The 17,696-nt window shown below is 64.7% G+C and carries 11 protein-coding genes and 1 other RNA gene; 8 read left to right on the forward strand and 4 right to left on the reverse strand.

Annotated elements, in window-relative coordinates; translation table 11 throughout:
- Positions 1–343: 343 nt before the first annotated feature.
- Together KH389_RS08810 and aqpZ are read left to right on the forward strand one after the other, a co-directional pair.
- On the forward strand, positions 344–1,111 hold the full coding sequence (locus KH389_RS08810) for a GntR family transcriptional regulator (protein WP_054915597.1): 768 nt from the start codon (positions 344–346) through the stop codon (positions 1,109–1,111).
- Positions 1,112–1,315: 204 nt separating this feature from the next.
- Positions 1,316–2,014 carry an aquaporin Z gene (gene aqpZ, locus KH389_RS08815; protein ID WP_213607224.1) on the forward strand — a complete coding sequence of 233 codons (699 nt, stop codon included), beginning with the start codon at positions 1,316–1,318 and terminating at the stop codon, positions 2,012–2,014.
- On the opposite strand, the gene guaD is transcribed toward aqpZ, so the two are convergent.
- From guaD to xdhA, 4 genes are all read right to left on the reverse strand, one after another.
- Positions 2,011–3,315 carry a guanine deaminase gene (guaD, locus tag KH389_RS08820; RefSeq protein ID WP_058542039.1) on the reverse strand — a complete coding sequence of 435 codons (1,305 nt, stop codon included), beginning with the start codon at positions 3,313–3,315 and terminating at the stop codon, positions 2,011–2,013. The genes aqpZ and guaD overlap by 4 nt on opposite strands.
- A 10-nt stretch (positions 3,316–3,325) precedes the next feature.
- A complete protein-coding gene (xdhC, locus tag KH389_RS08825; protein WP_043862356.1) occupies positions 3,326–4,171 on the reverse strand; it encodes a xanthine dehydrogenase accessory protein XdhC in 846 nt (281 codons plus the stop codon).
- Positions 4,172–4,274: 103 nt separating this feature from the next.
- Entirely contained in the window at positions 4,275–6,674 is a 2,400-nt protein-coding gene (gene xdhB / locus KH389_RS08830; RefSeq protein WP_213607225.1) for a xanthine dehydrogenase molybdopterin binding subunit, read from the reverse strand.
- The gene (gene xdhA / locus KH389_RS08835) at positions 6,667–8,121 is read right to left on the reverse strand and encodes a xanthine dehydrogenase small subunit (RefSeq protein WP_054915592.1); all 1,455 of its coding nucleotides are present in this window, start codon (positions 8,119–8,121) and stop codon (positions 6,667–6,669) included. Before xdhA ends, xdhB begins: the two co-directional genes overlap by 8 nt.
- Positions 8,122–8,400: 279 nt before the next feature.
- On the opposite strand from xdhA, the gene KH389_RS08840 reads away from it, so the two are divergent.
- The 6 genes from KH389_RS08840 to ffs all read left to right on the forward strand — a co-directional run bounded on the left by KH389_RS08840 (position 8,401) and on the right by ffs (position 17,610).
- Complete coding sequence (locus KH389_RS08840; RefSeq protein WP_043862359.1) at positions 8,401–9,060, forward strand: GntR family transcriptional regulator; 660 nt, start codon at positions 8,401–8,403, stop codon at positions 9,058–9,060.
- 2 nt (positions 9,061–9,062) lie between these two features.
- Entirely contained in the window at positions 9,063–12,551 is a 3,489-nt protein-coding gene (gene smc / locus KH389_RS08845) for a chromosome segregation protein SMC (protein ID WP_213607226.1), read from the forward strand.
- A 203-nt stretch (positions 12,552–12,754) separates the two neighbouring features.
- Positions 12,755–13,624, forward strand: coding sequence for a cell division protein ZipA (zipA, locus tag KH389_RS08850; RefSeq protein WP_043862361.1), 870 nt, complete (start codon positions 12,755–12,757; stop codon positions 13,622–13,624).
- 120 nt (positions 13,625–13,744) lie between these two features.
- A complete protein-coding gene (ligA, locus tag KH389_RS08855) occupies positions 13,745–16,099 on the forward strand; it encodes an NAD-dependent DNA ligase LigA (RefSeq protein ID WP_213607227.1) in 2,355 nt (784 codons plus the stop codon).
- Positions 16,100–16,258: 159 nt separating this feature from the next.
- Positions 16,259–17,416: a zinc-binding metallopeptidase family protein gene (locus KH389_RS08860; protein WP_213607228.1), complete on the forward strand. Its 1,158-nt coding sequence runs from the start codon at positions 16,259–16,261 to the stop codon at positions 17,414–17,416.
- A gap of 97 nt (positions 17,417–17,513) precedes the next feature.
- An RNA gene (gene ffs, locus KH389_RS08865) (signal recognition particle sRNA small type) lies at positions 17,514–17,610 on the forward strand.
- Positions 17,611–17,696 lie beyond the last annotated feature (86 nt).

Consider the following 17,696-nt stretch of genomic DNA (forward strand, 5'->3'; position numbering starts at 1 on the left):
CCTCACGTCTTTTCTTGTTGTTCAGAGCTTGTCCTGCGCGTTGACTGGGGGCTCTGCGAGGGGGAGGGCATGGCGACCGGACCTGTTGTTGACCTGCGGGTCAGGAAGTTGCACGGCTGGATTATGCGTTTGTATACAAATAATGCAAATAATGTTTTTGTCGGTGTGTGCAGGTAAATTGTCGCCACGGCTATAACGTGATGGCACTCTGCAGAAATCGCCAAGCCTGTGTACAATGCGTCAATACCATGAACGTCTAATTTTCTATCCAGGACTTGCCATCGCCCTACTGGCTGGTATTACAGTCAGGGTCCGATAGGTGGATCTCCGTGCTCGAGCGCCCATGAACGAACAGCTGCAACCCCTCAAGAAACCCACGCGCACCGGCAAGGCCGGTCGTAGCGGCACCCAGGACGATATCGTTTACGCGCACATATTCGAGGCAATCCTCGAACAACGCCTGGCGCCGGGTACCAAGTTGAGTGAGGAAGCCCTGGGCGAGATCTTCGGCGTCAGCCGCACCATCATCCGGCGTGCGCTGTCGCGCCTGGCCCACGAAAGCGTGGTGCTGCTGCGCCCCAATCGCGGTGCGGTAGTGGCCAGCCCGACCGTCGAAGAGGCGCGTCAGGTGTTCTTTTCGCGGCGCATGGTCGAGCGTGCCATCACCGAACTTGCAGTGGAGCACGCCACCGCCGAGCAGTTGAACGAACTGCGCCAGATGGTGCGCGAGGAGCGCGACAGCTTCTCGCGCGGCGACCGGGGTGCCGGCATTCGCCTGTCTGGCGAGTTTCACCTCAAGCTGGCGGAAGCGGCGGGCAATGCACCGCTGATCAGCTTCCAGCGCAGCCTGGTATCGCAGACCTCGCTGATCATTGCCCAGTACGAAAGCGGCAACCGCTCGCACTGCTCGTATGACGAGCACATGCAACTGATCGACGCCATCGAGGCGCGTGATGCGGCCCAGGCGGTGAGCCTGATGATGCACCACATGGACCACATCGACAGCAAGCTCAACCTCGACGAGGAGAGTGCGTCGGATGACCTGCACGCGGTGTTCTCGCACCTGCTGCAAACCAAGAAGCGCGGCAGCTCGGTGCCGGCCAAGGGCTGATACTGCGTCGCCTGCAATCGCGGGTCGAGCCCGCTCCCACAGGATTGTCTCGGTCCTTGTGGGAGCGGGCTTGACCCGCGATGCTTTCAGGGCTGCTGGCACTTGAGCCAACCTCTGCTAGATTTCTATCTGTTGCACTCCCGCAAACCTTCATCAAGCAGTTGGGCTTGCGCTTCAGGCGTACCACTTCTTGAGGACTGACTGATGTCGATGCCCATGAGCAAACGCATGGGAGCTGAATTGATAGGGACGTTCTGGTTGGTGTTGGGGGGTTGTGGCAGCGTGGTACTGGCTGCGTCTTTTCCGATCGGCATTGGCCTGGTCGGTGTCTCCATGGCCTTCGGGCTGACTGTGCTGACCATGGCATTCGCCATCGGTCATATCTCCGGTTGTCACCTCAACCCTGCGGTATCGCTGGGCCTGGTCGTGGGCGGGCGGTTTCCGCTCAAGGACCTGGTGCCGTACGTGATCGCCCAGGTGGTGGGCGCCATCCTGGCTGCCGGCGTGATCTACCTCATCGCCAGCGGCAAGGCCGGCTTCGAGCTGTCGAACGGGCTTGCCTCGAACGGCTATGGCGAGCATTCGCCGGGGCAGTACTCGCTGGGGGCAGGTTTTGTCAGCGAGGTGGTGATGACCGCGATGTTCATTCTGATCATCATGGGCGCCACCGATTCGCGGGCGCCGGCCGGCTTTGCGCCGATCGCCATCGGGCTGGCGCTGACGCTGATCCACCTGGTGTCGATACCGGTTACCAACACATCGGTGAACCCGGCACGCAGCACCGGGCCGGCGCTGTTCGTCGGTGGCTGGGCGCTGCATCAGCTGTGGCTGTTCTGGGTGGCGCCGCTGATCGGGGCGGTGATCGGCGGCGCGTTGTACCGCGGCCTGTTTCGAACGCCTTAGCGCTGGTGCACGCTGCGCCCGGCGGCAAAGGTTTCGCGAATGGTACGGTCGTCGCCCAGGGTGGTCAGCACGAACAGGGTCTCCTCGATGCTGCCGGACTGCTGGAGACGGTAGTCCAGCAACGGGGTGGCCTTGTAGTCGAGCACGATGAAGTCGGCATCGCTGCCCGGTTGCAGGGTGCCGATGCGCTCCTCCAGGTTCAATGCCCGCGCACCGCCCAGGGTGGCCAGGTACAGCGACTTGAACGGGCTCAGGCGTGCGCCCTGCAACTGCATGACCTTGTAGGCTTCGTTCAGGGTGTACAGCAGCGAGAAGCTGGTGCCGGCGCCCACGTCGGTGCCCAGGCCGACCTTGACCTTGTGCTGCTCGGCCTGGGGCAGGTTGAACAGGCCGCTGCCCAGGAACAGGTTGGAGGTCGGGCAGAACGCCACGGCCGAACCGGTCTCGGCCAGGCGCTGGCATTCGGCATCGCACAGGTGAACGGCGTGGGCGAACACCGAGCGCTCGCCCAGCAGTTCGAAATGGTCGTACACATCCAGGTAGCCGCTGCGCTCGGGGAACAGCGCCTTGACCCACTCGATCTCCTTGAGGTTTTCGCTCAGGTGGGTGTGCAGGTACAGGTCCGGGAACTCCTTGAGCAACTGGCCGGCCAGGGCCAGCTGTTGCGGGGTGCTGGTGGGCGCAAAGCGCGGGGTCACCGCATAGTGCAGGCGGCCCTTGCCGTGCCAGCGCTGGATCAGCGCCTTGCTGTCGGCGTAGCCCGACTCGGCGGTGTCGGTCAGGTAGTCGGGGGCGTTGCGGTCCATCATCACCTTGCCGGCGATCAGGCGCAGGTCCAGGCGCTCGGCTTCCTCGAACAGGGCGTTGACCGAGGCAGGGTGCACGCTGCCGAACACCAGCGCCGAGGTGGTGCCGTTGCGCAGCAGCTCCTTGAGGAACAGCTTGGCCACCTTGTCGGCGTGAGCCTTGTCTTCGAACTGGCGCTCGCACGGGAAGGTGTAGGTGTTCAGCCAGTCCAGCAACTGCTCGCCGTAGGAGCCGATCATGCCGGTCTGCGGGAAGTGGATATGGGTATCGATGAACCCCGGGGTGATCAAGGCGTCCTGGTAGTGCACCACTTCGATGTCGGCGTCCAGGCCTGGCAGCAGTTCGCTGGCGTGGCCGATGGCGCTGATCTTGCCCTGGTCGATGACCAGCAGGCCGTCTTCGAAATATTCATACGATGCTTCGACGCCTACCTCGGCAGGGTCGGCGAGGCTGTGCAGCAGGGCGGCACGGTAGGCTTTGCGGGTTGCGCTCATGTGGCTCTCGTCAAATGGCTTGGCTGCGCCGTGACGGCGGCAGCAGTTTGGCAATGGGTTGGGTGGTGGCCGAGCCGGTATGCTGGCCGAAGTTCGCGTTGTAGGTGGCGATGATTTCGGCGGCGATGGACACGGCGATCTCGATCGGCAGCTTGCCCTTGACCTCGGCCAGGCCCATCGGGCAGCGCATGCGTGCCAGGCTGTCGGCGGCAAAGCCGCGCTCGCGCAGGCGGTGCTCGAACTTCACGCGCTTGGTCCTGGAGCCGATCAGGCCGAACCAGGTGAAATCGTTGCGCTTGAGGATCGCGGCGGTCAGTTCCAGGTCCAGTTGATGGTTGTGGGTCATGACGATGCAATAGCTGCCGGCGGGCAGTTCATCGACCTCGTCGACCGGTTCCTCGCTGACGACCTTGCTCACCCCCGTGGGGATGATGTCGGGGAATTCCTGCTCGCGCGAATCGATCCAGCGTACCCGGCAGGGCAGCGCGGCGAGCAAGGGTACCAGAGCGCGGCCGACATGGCCTGCGCCGAATACCGCGATCTGCGCCTGCACGCCGCCCATGGGCTCGAACAGCAGCACGGTGGCGCCGCCGCAGCACTGGCCAAGGCTGGCGCCGAGGCTGAAGCGCTCCAGGTGGGTGGTTTCGCGGCCTTCGGCAAGCATCTGCCGGGCGATGTGCATGGCCTTGTATTCCAGGTGCCCGCCGCCGATGGTGTCGAACAGCTGGGTCGCGCTGACGACCATCTTCGAGCCGGCATTGCGTGGGGTGGAGCCCAGCTCTTCGATGATGGTCACCAGCACGCAGGGTTCGCCCCGGGTGTGCAGGTCGGACAGGGCGTTGATCCAGGTGTGCATAGTCGGTTGCCTCTTCAGTGCCTGATCGGGCCTCTTCGCCGGCAAGGCCGGCTCCTACAGCAATCACGCCCTGTAGGAGCCGGCCTTGCCGGCGAAGGGCGCACTACGGTGTAACGGTTTCCACCTCGGCAGCTGCCTGCCGGCCCGCCACCACCTTGCGCATCTGCTCGCAGCCCCACAGCACCCGCTCGGGGGTGGCCGGGGCATCGATCTGCGGTTGCTCGCGATAATCCGCCAGGCTGGCCACTGCATCCTTGATCGCGCACCACGGCGCGATCCCCAGCATGAACGGCGGCTCGCCCACCGCCTTGGAATGGAACACCGTGTCCTCGGGGTTCTTGCGGTTCTCCACCAGCTTCACCCGCAGGTCCACCGGCATGTCCGCCACCGCCGGGATCTTGTAGCTGGCCGGGCCGCTGGTCATCAGCTTGCCCTTGGCGTTCCACACCAGTTCCTCGGTGGTCAGCCACCCCATGCCCTGGATGAACCCGCCCTCCACCTGGCCAATGTCGATGGCCGGGTTCAGCGAGGCGCCCACGTCATGCAGGATGTCGGTGCGCAGCATCTTGTACTCGCCGGTCAGGGTGTCGACGATCACCTCGGCGCACGCCGCGCCGAAGGCGAAGTAGTAGAACGGGCGCCCGCGCGCCTGGCTGCGGTCGTAGTAGATCTTCGGGGTCTTGTAGAAGCCGGTGCTCGACAGCGACACCTGGGCAAAGTAGGCCTGCTGCACCAGGCTCTCGAAGGTGAGGATTTCATCGCGCACGCGCACGTGCCCGTTGCGAAACTCGACGTCTTCTTCACTGACCTTGTACTGGCGCGCGGCAAACTCCACCAGGCGCTGCTTGAGGATTTCGGCCGCGTTCTGCGCCGCCTTGCCGTTCAGGTCGGCGCCGCTGGAGGCCGCCGTGGGCGAGGTGTTGGGCACCTTGTCGGTGTTGGTGGCGGTGATCTGTATGCGGCTGAAGTCCACCTGGAACACTTCGGCCACCACCTGGGCCACCTTGGTGTTCAGGCCCTGGCCCATCTCGGTGCCGCCGTGGTTGAGGTGGATGCTGCCATCGGTGTAGATGTGCACCAGCGCACCGGCCTGGTTGAGAAAGCTGGCGGTGAACGAGATGCCGAACTTCACCGGGGTCAGCGCCAGGCCCTTTTTCAGCACCGGGCTGTTGGCGTTGAAGCGGCGGATCGACTCGCGGCGCTGCTGGTAGTCGCTGCTGGCTTCGAGCTCGGCGGTGATTTCCTCGAGCATGTTGTGCTCGACCGTCTGGTAGTAGTGGGTGACGTTGCGCTCGGTCTTGCCGTAGTAGTTGGCCTTGCGTACTGCCAGCGGGTCCAGTGCCAGGTGGCGGGCGATGCGGTCCATCACCTCTTCGATGGCAACCATGCCCTGCGGGCCGCCAAAGCCGCGGTAGGCGGTATTGGAGGCGGTGTTGGTCTTGCAGCGGTGGCCGTTGATGGTGGCGTCGCCCAGGTAGTAGGCGTTGTCGGAGTGGAACATCGCACGGTCGACGATCGAGGCCGACAGGTCCGGCGAGCAGCCGCAGTTGCCGGCCAGTTCCAGGTTGATGCCATGCAGGCGGCCGCTGTCGTCGAACCCCACGTCGTATTCGATATAGAAGGGGTGGCGCTTGCCGGTCATCAGCATGTCCTCGACCCGTGGCAGGCGCATCTTGGTCGGTTGCCCGGTCAGGCGCGCGATCACCGCGCACAGGCAGGCGGGGCTGGCGGCCTGGGTTTCCTTGCCGCCGAAGCCGCCGCCCATGCGGCGCATGTCCACCACGACCTTGTTCATCGGCACGTCCAGCACTTCGGCCACCAGCTTCTGCACCTCGGTGGGGTTCTGCGTGGAGCAGTACACGATCATGCCGCCATCCTCGGTGGGCATCACCGAGGAGATCTGGGTTTCGAGGTAGAAGTGCTCCTGGCCGCCGATATGCAGGGTGCCCTGTACCCGATGCGGGGCGCTGGCCAGCGCGGTGACCGAATCGCCGCGCTGGTGGGTGTGGCTGTCGAGCACGAAATGCTTCTTGCGCAGGGCCTGAACCACATCCAGCACCGGCTCCAGGTCTTCGTATTCGATGATTGCGGCCATCGCTGCGCGGCGGGCGGTGTCCAGGTCGCAGGCGGCCACGGCCAGCACCGGCTGGCCGACGAACTCGACGGTGTCGATGGCCAGCAGCGGGTCGCCCGGCAGCAGCGGGCCGATGTCCTTCAGGCCCGGGATGTCTTCGTGGGTGATGGCGATGCGCACGCCTTCGATGGCGTAACACGGGCGGGTGTCGATGCTCAGCACCCGTGCATGAGCGCGGTCCGACAAGCGAGCGTACACATGCAACTGGTTGGGGAATTCGAGGCGGTCATCGATATACATCGCCTCGCCGGACACATGCTTGTCGGCGCTATCGTGCTTGATGCTGCGCCCGACGCCACTGGTCAGGCCCTGGGCGAACAGCTCGGCCAGTTCGGCCTGGCTCCTGGCCACGTGAGGATGGTTAGACATAGGCGGTCACCCGGGTTTCGATGTGCGGCGTGTGCAGTTCGATGAAGTACTTGCGCAGCAGGTTCTGCGCGCCGAGCAGGCGGTATTCCTTGCTGGCCCTGAAGTCCGACAGCGGGGTGAAGTCTTCGCCCAGCGCCTGGCAGGCGCGCTCGATGCCGGCCTGGTTGAACGGCTTGCCGAGCAGGGCGGCTTCACAGGCGCGGGCGCGCTTGGGGATGGCGGCCATGCCGCCGAAGGCGATACGTGCCTCGGCCACCACGCCGTTGTCGATGCGCAGGTTGAAGGCGGCGCACACCGCCGAAATATCGTCGTCCAGTCGCTTGGACACCTTGTAGGCCCGGAACGCCCAGGCCAGGTTGGCCCGCGGCACGATGATCTTCTCGATGAACTCGCTTTCCTGGCGTGCGGTGATGCGGTAGTCGATGAAATAGTCTTCCAGCGCCAGGGTGCGTGTGTCCTGACCCCGGCGCAGCACGATCTGCGCACCCAGGGCGATCAGCAGGGGCGGCGAATCGCCGATCGGCGAGGCGTTGCCGATGTTGCCGCCCAGGGTGCCCTGATTGCGGATCTGCAGCGAGGCGAAGCGGTGCAGCAGTTCGCCGAAGTCGGGGTATTCACGGCTCAGCGCGTCATAGCAGTCGGTGAGTGGCGTGGCGGCGCCGATTTCCAGGCGATCGTCAAAGGCCTCGACCCGCTTCATCTCGGCGACGTTGCCCACGTAGATCATCACCGGCAGGGTCTTGTGGAACTGCGTGACCTCCAGCGCCAGGTCGGTGCCGCCGGCCAGCAGGCGGGCTTCGGGGTGCGAGCCGTAAAGCTCGGCCAGGTCGGCCACGGTCAGCGGCACCAGGCAGCGCTTGTCGCCGCTGTTGAGTTCGCCGGTTTCCTTGGGCGCAATCGCCTGGAGCCGGGCGATGGTCTGTGCCTGGGCGCTGTCGAACTGGTCGGGGGCGGCCTGGCAGCAGGCCTGCTCGGCGGCTGCCAGGATCGGCCGGTAGCCGGTGCAGCGGCACAGGTTGCCGGCCAGGGCCTCCTGGGCGCGGTGCAGGTCGGGGGCGTCGCTGTTCTTCTGCAGGGCGAACAGCGACATCACGAAGCCCGGGGTACAGAAGCCGCATTGCGAGCCATGGCAGTCGACCATGGCCTGCTGCACGCTGTGCAGCTTGCCCTGGTGCTTGAGCCCTTCGACGCTGATCAGCTGCTTGCCATGCAGCGACGAGACGAACGTCAGGCACGAATTGAGGCTGCGATAACGCAGGTGCTGCCGGCCGTGTTCATCTGCAGCCAGTTCACCGACCACGACGGTGCAGGCGCCGCAATCGCCGCTCGCGCAGCCTTCCTTGGTACCGGGTTTGCCCAGGTGCTCGCGCAGGTACTCGAGCACCGTCAGGTTGGGGTCCAGGGCATGCTCACTGCGCAGCTCCTGGTTGAGTAGAAACTGGATCACGGAAGGCCTCACAAGCGAATTATTGTTGTTGAGTGGACGGGGTCGACTGTAGGCAGACTTGACTTGCCGGTCAACTGCTTTCTGACTTCAAGGTCAGCTTTTTGTGCGTGCTGATCCTGTCATCCTCGATAGCCTCTGTATTCAGCATAGAACCGGGGCCGGGTTGACGATTGTTTTGCTTCAATCGTGCCAACTGCGTGCCTGTGCCGCTGCGCGAGGTGCAGGCAAGTGCGCTACAATCGGCGCTTGTGCACAGTTCAATGATTTTGAAGGAAAACCATGACGTTCAAGGCGCCGGACAGCCTCTCCGAGCAAATTGCCCATTACCTGGCCGAGCGGATCATCCGCGGTGAGCTCAAACCTGCCGAGCGCATCCAGGAACAGAAGGTCACCCAGGCGCTCAATGTCAGCCGAGGCTCGGTGCGCGAGGCACTGCTGATACTCGAGCGCCGGCACCTGGTGACCATCCTGCCGCGCCGTGGCGCGCAGGTTACGGCGCTCAACGAGCACAACGTGCGCAGCCTCTGCACCCTGATGAGCGAGCTGTACATCCTGCTGGGCAATGCCGTGGCCAGCGCGCCGCGCAGCGAAGCCGAACTTGCACCGTTTCTGGTCATCCAGCAGCGTCTGCACGCCGCCAGTGCGCGCCAGGACATCAAGGCCTTCGTCGAAGAGAGCTTCGCGGTGATGCGCGCCGCGTACCCGTTCGCCAACAACCCCTACCTGCAGGAAACCGTCGAGAACCTGCAGCCGGCCATGAGCCGCACCTATTACCTGGCGCTGGACCAGCGCAAGGCCAACATGAACGACTTCCTGGTGCTGTTCGCCCAACTGCTAGAAGCGGTGGTGGGTGGCGACCTGCCGCGTATCCGCGAGGTGCTGACGCAGTACTGCGAGCGCAGTTGCACGCTGGTGCTGTCCTCGCTGGTTGCTGGCTGAGCATGCGCCTCAAGTGCATTCGCCTGGCGGGGTTCAAGTCGTTCGTCGACCCGACTACCGTCAACTTCCCCAGCAACATGGCGGCCGTGGTCGGCCCCAATGGCTGCGGCAAGTCCAACATCATCGATGCGGTGCGCTGGGTGATGGGCGAAAGCTCGGCGAAAAACCTGCGTGGCGAGTCGATGACCGACGTCATCTTCAACGGCTCCACCAGCCGCAAGCCGGTCAGCCAGGCCAGTATCGAACTGGTGTTCGACAACAGTGACAACACCCTGGTGGGCGAGTATGCCGCCTATGCCGAGATCTCGATCCGGCGCAAGGTGACCCGCGACGCGCAGAACACCTATTACCTCAACGGCACCAAGTGCCGTCGGCGCGACATCACCGATATCTTCCTGGGTACCGGCCTGGGCCCGCGCAGCTATTCGATCATCGAGCAGGGCATGATCTCCAAGCTGATCGAGGCCAAGCCCGAAGAGTTGCGCAACTTCATCGAAGAGGCCGCCGGCATCTCCAAGTACAAGGAGCGCCGCCGCGAAACCGAAAACCGCATCCGCCGCACCCACGAGAACCTGGAGCGCCTGACCGACCTGCGCGAAGAGCTGGAACGTCAGCTCGAACGCCTGCACCGCCAGGCCCAGGCAGCGGAGAAGTACAAGGAATACAAGGCCGAGGAGCGTCAGCTCAAGGCCCAGCTGGCGGCCCTGCGTTGGCGTGCGCTGAACGATCAGGTGGGCCAGCGCGAGGCGATCATCGGCGACCAGGAAGTGGCCTTCGAGGCCCTGGTGGCCGAGCAGCGCAATGCCGATGCGAGCATCGAGCGCCTGCGCGACGGTCACCACGACCTGTCGGAGCGTTTCAACCTGGTCCAGGGGCGCTTCTATTCGGTAGGCGGCGACATCGCCCGGGTCGAGCAGAACATCCAGCACGGCCAGCAGCGTCTGCGCCAGTTGCAGGATGACTTCAAGGAAGCCGAACGCGCGCGTCTGGAAACCGAATCGCACCTGGGCCACGACCGTACCTTGCTGGCGACCCTGGGCGAAGAGCTGGAGATGATCGAGCCCGAGCAGGAACTGTCGCTGGCGGCAGCCGAGGAGGCCGCCGCGACCCTTGAGGAAGCCGAGACCACCATGCATGGCTGGCAGGAGCAGTGGGACAGCTTCAATACCCGCTCCGCCGAGCCGCGCCGCCAGGCCGAGGTGCAGCAGTCGCGCATCCAGCAGCTGGAGCAGAGCCTGGAGCGCGTCTCGGAGCGCCAGCGCAAGCTGGGCGAAGAACGCGACCAGTTGAGCGCCGACCCTGAAGATGCGGCCATCCTGGAACTGAACGAACAACTGGCCAGCAGCGAATTGCTGCTCGAAGACCTGCACCTGGAAGAACAGCAGGTGATCGAGCGCCTCGACGCGCTGCGCGAGCAATTGCAGCAGGCCGCCCAGGCGCAGCAGCAGGCCCAGGGTGAACTGCAGCGCCTGGGTGGCCGGCTGGCATCGCTCGAAGCCTTGCAGCAGGCCGCGCTGGACCCAGGCAGCGGTACCCTCGACTGGTTGCGCGCGCAGGGCCTGGAGCAACGCCCACGCCTGGCTGAAGGCCTGCGCGTGGAGCCGGGTTGGGAGCTGGCGGTGGAAACCGTGCTGGGCGCCGACCTGCACGCGGTACTGGTGGACGACCTGGCCGGGCTCGACCTGGCGGGCTTCGAGCAGGGCGAGTTGCGTCTGCTGGAGGCCGCCGGCACCGGCAAGCGCCTTGCCGGCAGCCTGCTGGACAAAGTACAGGGCGGCGTTGACCTGGCCCCCTGGCTGGGCCAGGTCAAGCCGGTCGAGAGCCTCGAGCAGGCATTGAGCCTGCGCGGCCAGCTGGCCGACGGCCAAAGCCTGATCAGCCGCGACGGCTACTGGGTGGGGCGCCACTTTCTGCGGGTCAGCCGAGGCAACGATGCCCAAGGCGGCGTGCTGGCCCGCGGGCAGGAGCTTGAGCTGCTGGGCCTGGAGCGTCTGGAGCAGGAAGCTGCCCTGGAGCAGCTCGAAGCGCAGTTGCTGGCCCTGCGTGAACAGCAGCGCGTGCAGGAAGACAGCCGTGAACAACTGCGTCGTCGCACCCAGGAAGAAGCCCGCCAGCAAGGTGAGCTCAAGGCCCGTCTGTCGGCCGGCAAGGCCCGCGCCGAGCAGCTGACATTGCGCCGCCGGCGCCTTGAAGAAGAGCTGGCCGAGCTGCTCGAACAGCGCGCCATCGAACACGAAAGCCTGGGCGAGTCGCGCCTGCACCTGCAGGAAGCCCTCGACCTGATGGCCCACGACACCGAACAGCGCGAGGCCTTGCTGGCCCAGCGCGACAACCTGCGCGAACGCCTCGACCGCGTGCGCCAGGAAGCCCGCCAGCACAAGGACCACGCCCATCAGTTGGCGGTACGCCTGGGCTCGCTGCGCGCCCAGCACGACTCCACGCGCCAGGCCCTCGAGCGCCTGGAGCTGCAGTCGGAGCGCCTGAACGAAAAACGTGAACAACTGAGCCTGAACCTGGAGGAGGGCGAGGCGCCCCTCGAAGAGCTGCGCATGATGCTCGAGGCGCTGCTGGAAAAGCGCATGAGTGTCGACGAGGAAATGCGTCAGGCACGCCTGCACATGGACGAGGCCGACCGCGAACTGCGCGAGGCCGAAAAGCGTCGTACCCAGGCCGAACAGCAATCTCAGCTGCTGCGTGGTCAGCTCGAACAGCACCGCATGGAATGGCAGGGGCTGAGTGTGCGGCGCAAGGCCCTGCAGGAACAGTTGCAGGCTGACGGCTATGATCTGGAAGGCGTGTTGGCGACCTTGCTGGCCGAGGCCAGCGAGCAGGAGGCTGAACTTGAGCTGGAGCGCATCGATGCGCGCATCCAGCGCCTGGGCGCGATCAACCTGGCGGCCATCGACGAGTACCAGCAGCAGTCCGAGCGCAAGCGCTACCTCGACGCCCAGGATGCCGACCTGGTCGAGGCCCTCGATACCCTGGAAAACGTGATTCGCAAGATCGACAAGGAAACCCGCAACCGCTTCAAGGATACCTTTGATCAGATAAATGCCGGATTACAGGCACTTTTCCCAAAAGTTTTCGGTGGTGGCAGCGCTTATCTGGAACTGACGGGCGAAGATCTACTCGATACAGGGGTAACGATCATGGCGCGCCCGCCGGGCAAGAAGAACAGCACCATCCATCTGCTCTCGGGCGGCGAGAAGGCGCTGACGGCCCTGGCCCTGGTGTTTGCCATCTTCAAGTTGAACCCGGCACCGTTCTGCATGCTCGACGAAGTCGATGCGCCGCTGGACGACGCCAACGTCGGACGCTATGCGCGCCTGGTCAAGGAGATGAGCCAGACCGTGCAGTTCATCTATATCACCCACAACAAGATCGCCATGGAAATGGCCGATCAACTGATGGGGGTGACCATGCACGAGCCCGGTTGCTCGCGGCTGGTGGCGGTGGACGTGGAGGAGGCGATGGCCATGGTCGACGCCTGAAAAACGGATATAACGCACGAACTTGCAGCAAATGCCCCTGTCAGTTGCGACAGACGGTGTAAAGTTATCTTTGGTCGTGCTAGCTTAATGTAAATTTTTCTATGCGTGGGTAAAACGCCTGTCAGAACATAGAGTTGGCGCCACGTTTTAAAGGGGTTTAAACCCTTTATTTTTCAGCATTTTTCACAGAGGCACGGGATTACATGGAAATCGGTCTGCGCGAGTGGCTGATCGTCATCGGCATCATAGTCATTGCCGGTATTCTTTTTGACGGCTGGCGTCGCATGCGCGGCGGCAAGGGCAAGTTGAAATTCCGTCTGGACCGCAGCTTCTCCAACCTGCCGGACGAAGAGACCAGCGCCGAAGTGCTGGGCCCGCCGCGGGTGCTTGACGACCACAAGGAGCCCCAGCTCGACGAGCACGACCTGCCGTCGATGACGGCTGCGCGCGAGCAGCGCGAGCCGAAGGTGGGCAAGGGGTCCAAGCGCGCCAAACGTACCAGCGAGCCGCAGCAGGGCGACCTGAACCTGGCGGCCGAGCCACGCGAGCCTGACCTGTTCGGCAATGCCGACGACGACTTCCCGGACGAAAGCCCCAAGAGCACCGGCTTCGGTGCCAGCGAAGGCAAGGACCTGCCGCCGGTCGAGGAAGTGCTGGTGATCAGCGTGATTGCCCGCGACGAGAGCGGCTTCAAGGGCCCTGCACTGCTGCAGAACATCCTGGAAAGCGGCCTGCGCTTTGGCGAGATGGACATCTTCCACCGTCACGAAAGCATGGCCGGCAATGGCGAAGTGCTGTTCTCCATGGCCAACGCGGTCAAGCCTGGGGTTTTCGACCTGGACGACATCGACCATTTCAGCACCCGTGCGGTCAGCTTCTTCCTTGGCCTGCCGGGCCCGCGCCATCCCAAGCAGGCGTTCGACGTGATGGTGGCGGCGGCGCGCAAGCTGGCCCATGAACTGAACGGCGAGCTCAAGGATGACCAGCGCAGCGTGATGACCGCGCAGACCATCGAACACTACCGCCAGCGCATCGTCGAGTTCGAGCGCCGCGCCCTGACCCAGAAACGCTGACAGGTATGGCCGCTCCCTGCAGGAGCTGACCTTGCCGGCGAAAGCTGCCCCGCCGATCCACCGATTTGAACGCCAAGAGCAGCCCCGAGCTGCTCTTTTGCTTTGCAAGAGACGACACACATGACCGCCCAAACCCGCATCCTCGAACTGCGCGCCGAACTCGACCAGCACAACTACCGCTACTACGTGCTCGACGAGCCAAGCGTCCCGGACGCCGAATACGATCGCCTGTTCCGCGAGCTGCAGGCCCTTGAGGCCGAACACCCCGAGCTGGTCACCCCCGATTCCCCCACCCAGCGGGTGGGCGGCGCGGCGCTCTCGGCCTTCACCCAGGTGCGTCACGAGGTGCCGATGCTGAGCCTGGGCAACGCCTTCGAGGAAAATGACCTGCGCGAGTTCGACCGGCGCGTGGTCGAAGGCCTCGACCTGCCGACCGGCGACCTGTTCGGCGCAGGGGTGGCGGTGGACTACAGCTGCGAACCCAAGCTCGACGGCCTGGCGGTCAGCCTGTTGTACCGTGACGGCCTGCTGGTGCAGGGCGCCACCCGTGGCGACGGCACCACCGGCGAAGACATCAGCGTCAACGTGCGCACCATCCGCAACGTGCCGCTCAAGCTGCAGGGCAAGGGCTGGCCGGCGGTGCTGGAGGTGCGCGGCGAAGTGTTCATGAGCAAGGAGGGCTTCGAACGGCTGAACGCAGCCCAGGCCGAGATCGGCGGCAAGACCTTCGCCAACCCGCGCAACGCCGCCGCCGGCAGCCTGCGCCAGCTCGATTCGAAGATCACCGCCAGCCGCCCCCTGGAGTTCTGCTGCTATGGCGTGGGCCAGGTGTCCGAGGCCATCGCCGACACCCACATCGGCACCCTCGAAAAGCTCAAGGGCTGGGGCATGCCCATCAGCCGCGAACTGCGGCATGCCGCCGGCATCAAGGAATGCCTGGACTACTACCGTGACATCGGCGAGCGGCGCAACGCGCTGCCCTACGAGATCGACGGGGTGGTTTTCAAGGTCAACAGCCTGGCCTCGCAACGTGAACTGGGCTTTCGTGCCCGTGAGCCGCGCTGGGCGATAGCGCACAAGTTCCCGGCCATGGAAGAGTTGACCGAGGTGCTCGACGTCGAGTTCCAGGTTGGTCGCACCGGTGCGGTAACGCCCGTCGCACGGCTCAAGCCGGTCAAGGTGGCCGGCGTGACCGTGGCCAATGCCACCTTGCACAACATGGACGAAGTGGCGCGCCTGGGGGTGATGATCGGCGATACGGTGATCATCCGCCGTGCCGGTGATGTCATCCCGCAGGTGATGCAGGTGGTCACCGAGCGTCGCCCGGCCGATGCGCGTGCGGTGCACATCCCTACCCAGTGCCCGGTGTGTGGCTCGCAGGTCGAGCGCACCCAGCTGGTCAAGCGCAGCAAGGGCAAGGAAACCGTCAGCGAAGGCGCGGTGTACCGCTGCGTCGGCCGCCTGGCCTGTCGCGCGCAGCTCAAGCAGGCGATCATCCACTACGTGTCGCGCCGCGCCATGGACATCGAGGGCCTGGGCGAGAAGAGCGTCGAGCAGTTGGTGGATGAAGGGCTGATTGCCTCGCCGGCAGACCTGTACCGCTTGAAATTCGAAGACATCGTCGACCTCGAAGGCTTTGCCGAGGTGTCCAGCAACAAGCTGCTGGCTGCCATTGCCGACAGCAAGCGCCCGAGCCTGGCACGCTTCATCTACGCCCTTGGCATCCCGGATGTGGGCGAGGAGACCGCCAAGGTGCTGGCGCGCTCGCTGGGCTCGTTGCAGCGCGTGATGGTGGCGTTGCCGCAGGTGCTGACCTACCTGCCGGATATCGGCCTGGAAGTGGCTCACGAGATCCACAACTTCTTCGAGGACGAGCATAACCGCAGCGTCATCGCGCAACTGCTCGAGAACGGCCTGCAGTTGCAGGAGGAGGGCGAGCTGGCCGCCGAGTTCGCGGCCAGTACGACCCTGGCCGGGTTGATCGCCAAGCTCGACATCCCTTCTGTCGGCCCGACGGGTGCCGAGAAGCTGGTGGCCAAGCTGCAAAGCCTTGAGCGCATCATTGCCGCCGACGGCATCGACCTGCGCCAGGCGCTGGCAGCCAAGCAGGCTGATGCGGTGCGCGAGTTCTTCCTGGTCGAGTCCAACCAGGCACTGGCGCGCAGCGTCGAGGCGCAACTGCGCGAGTTCGGCATGCACTGGGAGAGCGAGAAGAAGGTTGCCCAGGGCTTGCCGCTGGCGGGGCAGACCTGGGTGCTGACCGGTTCGCTGGAGCGCATGAGCCGGGATGTCGCCAAGGACAAGCTGGAGAGCCTGGGGGCCAAGGTGGCGGGGTCTGTTTCGGCCAAGACCCACTGCGTGGTGGCGGGCCCGGGGGCAGGCTCCAAGTTGGCCAAGGCCACTGAGCTGGGGCTCAGGGTGTTGGATGAGGATGCGTTCGTGGCGTTTCTGTCGGAGCAGGGCATAGCGGTGTAGCGGTCACGCGGCCCGCTTCTGCCCGAAGGGCGTGGGAGCGGGCTTGACCCGCGATCGAGCGCGAAGCGCTCGCAACACCTGAGCGCACGGTGCGTCAGGCACACCGCAAGCGCTGTCACGCACATGGTGTAGGCTAGGCTCCAGCCAGGAGGTGGCCCCATGTACCCATTCTTCGAACAGCTCGTCGCCCGTATCGCCGCACCCTTCGTCAGCCAGGCACGCCGCAGCACGCGCGTGTGGCAATGCGAGTGCGGACAGTCCGTGTTCTTTCGCAACAGCCAATGCCTGGCCTGCCAGGCGTCGCTGGGCTACTGGCCCGATACCCACCATGTCGGCACATTGCTGCCGGCCGCTGTGGACGGCCAGTGGTACCTGGACGGCCAGCCAGAACTCGGCCCGCTCAAGCGTTGCGCCAACCTCGACACCCCGGCTTGCTGCAACTGGCTGCTGGCTGCCGACGACCCCGAAGCGTTCTGCCTGGCCTGTCGCCTAAACCGCACCATCCCCGACCTGTCGTTCACCGAAAACCACCTGCGCTGGCGCAAGCTGGAAACCGCCAAGCGCCGCCTGATTGCGCAACTGCTGCACCTGGGGTTGCCGGTCACGCCCAAGCAAGGCGCAGCCGGCGAGGGCATCGCCTTCGACTTCATCGGCATCGACATTGCCGGCAATCCCCCCACCACCGGCCACGCTGGCGGCCTGATCACCCTGGATATCCGCGAAGCCGACGACGACTGGCGCGAGCAGGTGCGCGTGCAGCTTCAGGAGCCCTACCGGACCGTGCTGGGCCACCTGCGCCACGAGATCGGGCATTACTACTGGGACCGTCTGGTGGCCAGCAGCGCCTGGCTGCAGGACTTCCGCCGCCTGTTCGGCGACGAGCGCGCCAGCTACGCCCAGGCCATGGAGCGCCACTACCAGCAAGGTGCACCGCTGGACTGGGCCGTCGCCCACGTCAGCGCCTATGCCACCATGCACCCCTGGGAGGACTGGGCCGAAACCTGGGCGCACTACCTGCACATGACCGATGCGGTGGACACCGCCCTTGCGCTGGGCATGGACGCCTCGGTGATGGACCTGGACTATCCGCCGTTCGATGCCCGCAGCCTGTACCAGCCCGAGCACCCTGGGGCGCCCGCGTTCCTGGCGTTCATCAATGCCTGGGTGGAGCTGTCGGCGATGCTCAACGAGCTGTCACGCAGCATGGGCCAGACCGACTTCTACCCGTTCGTGCTGAGTGCGCCGGTGGTGGCCAAGCTGCACTTCATTCACTGCGTGATCCAGGGCGATGCCCCGGCGGCAGTCACAAGTCCTTGAGCCAGAGTGGTTTTTTCACAGTACAGAGGTTGTAACTTCGCGTCAGACCGGTACAATGGCCCCGCTCGCTGCCAGGCGAGCATCGTTATGGTGACCCCATCGGTCCCCCCGCAACGATTACCCGTAAACCTGGTCAGGCCCGGAAGGGAGCAGCCACAGCGGGAACATCGTGTGCCGGGGTGTGGCTGGTGGGGTTGCCTCCATAACGCAAGCCCTTGTCTGCCAGGGGCCGCCTCTATCCAGTTCCCTTTCCCCGAATACGCATGCAGTGCACTGCTTT

Origin of the sequence: Pseudomonas qingdaonensis (assembly GCF_018398475.1) — a bacterium.
Classification (GTDB): Bacteria; Pseudomonadota; Gammaproteobacteria; order Pseudomonadales; family Pseudomonadaceae; genus Aquipseudomonas; species Aquipseudomonas palmensis.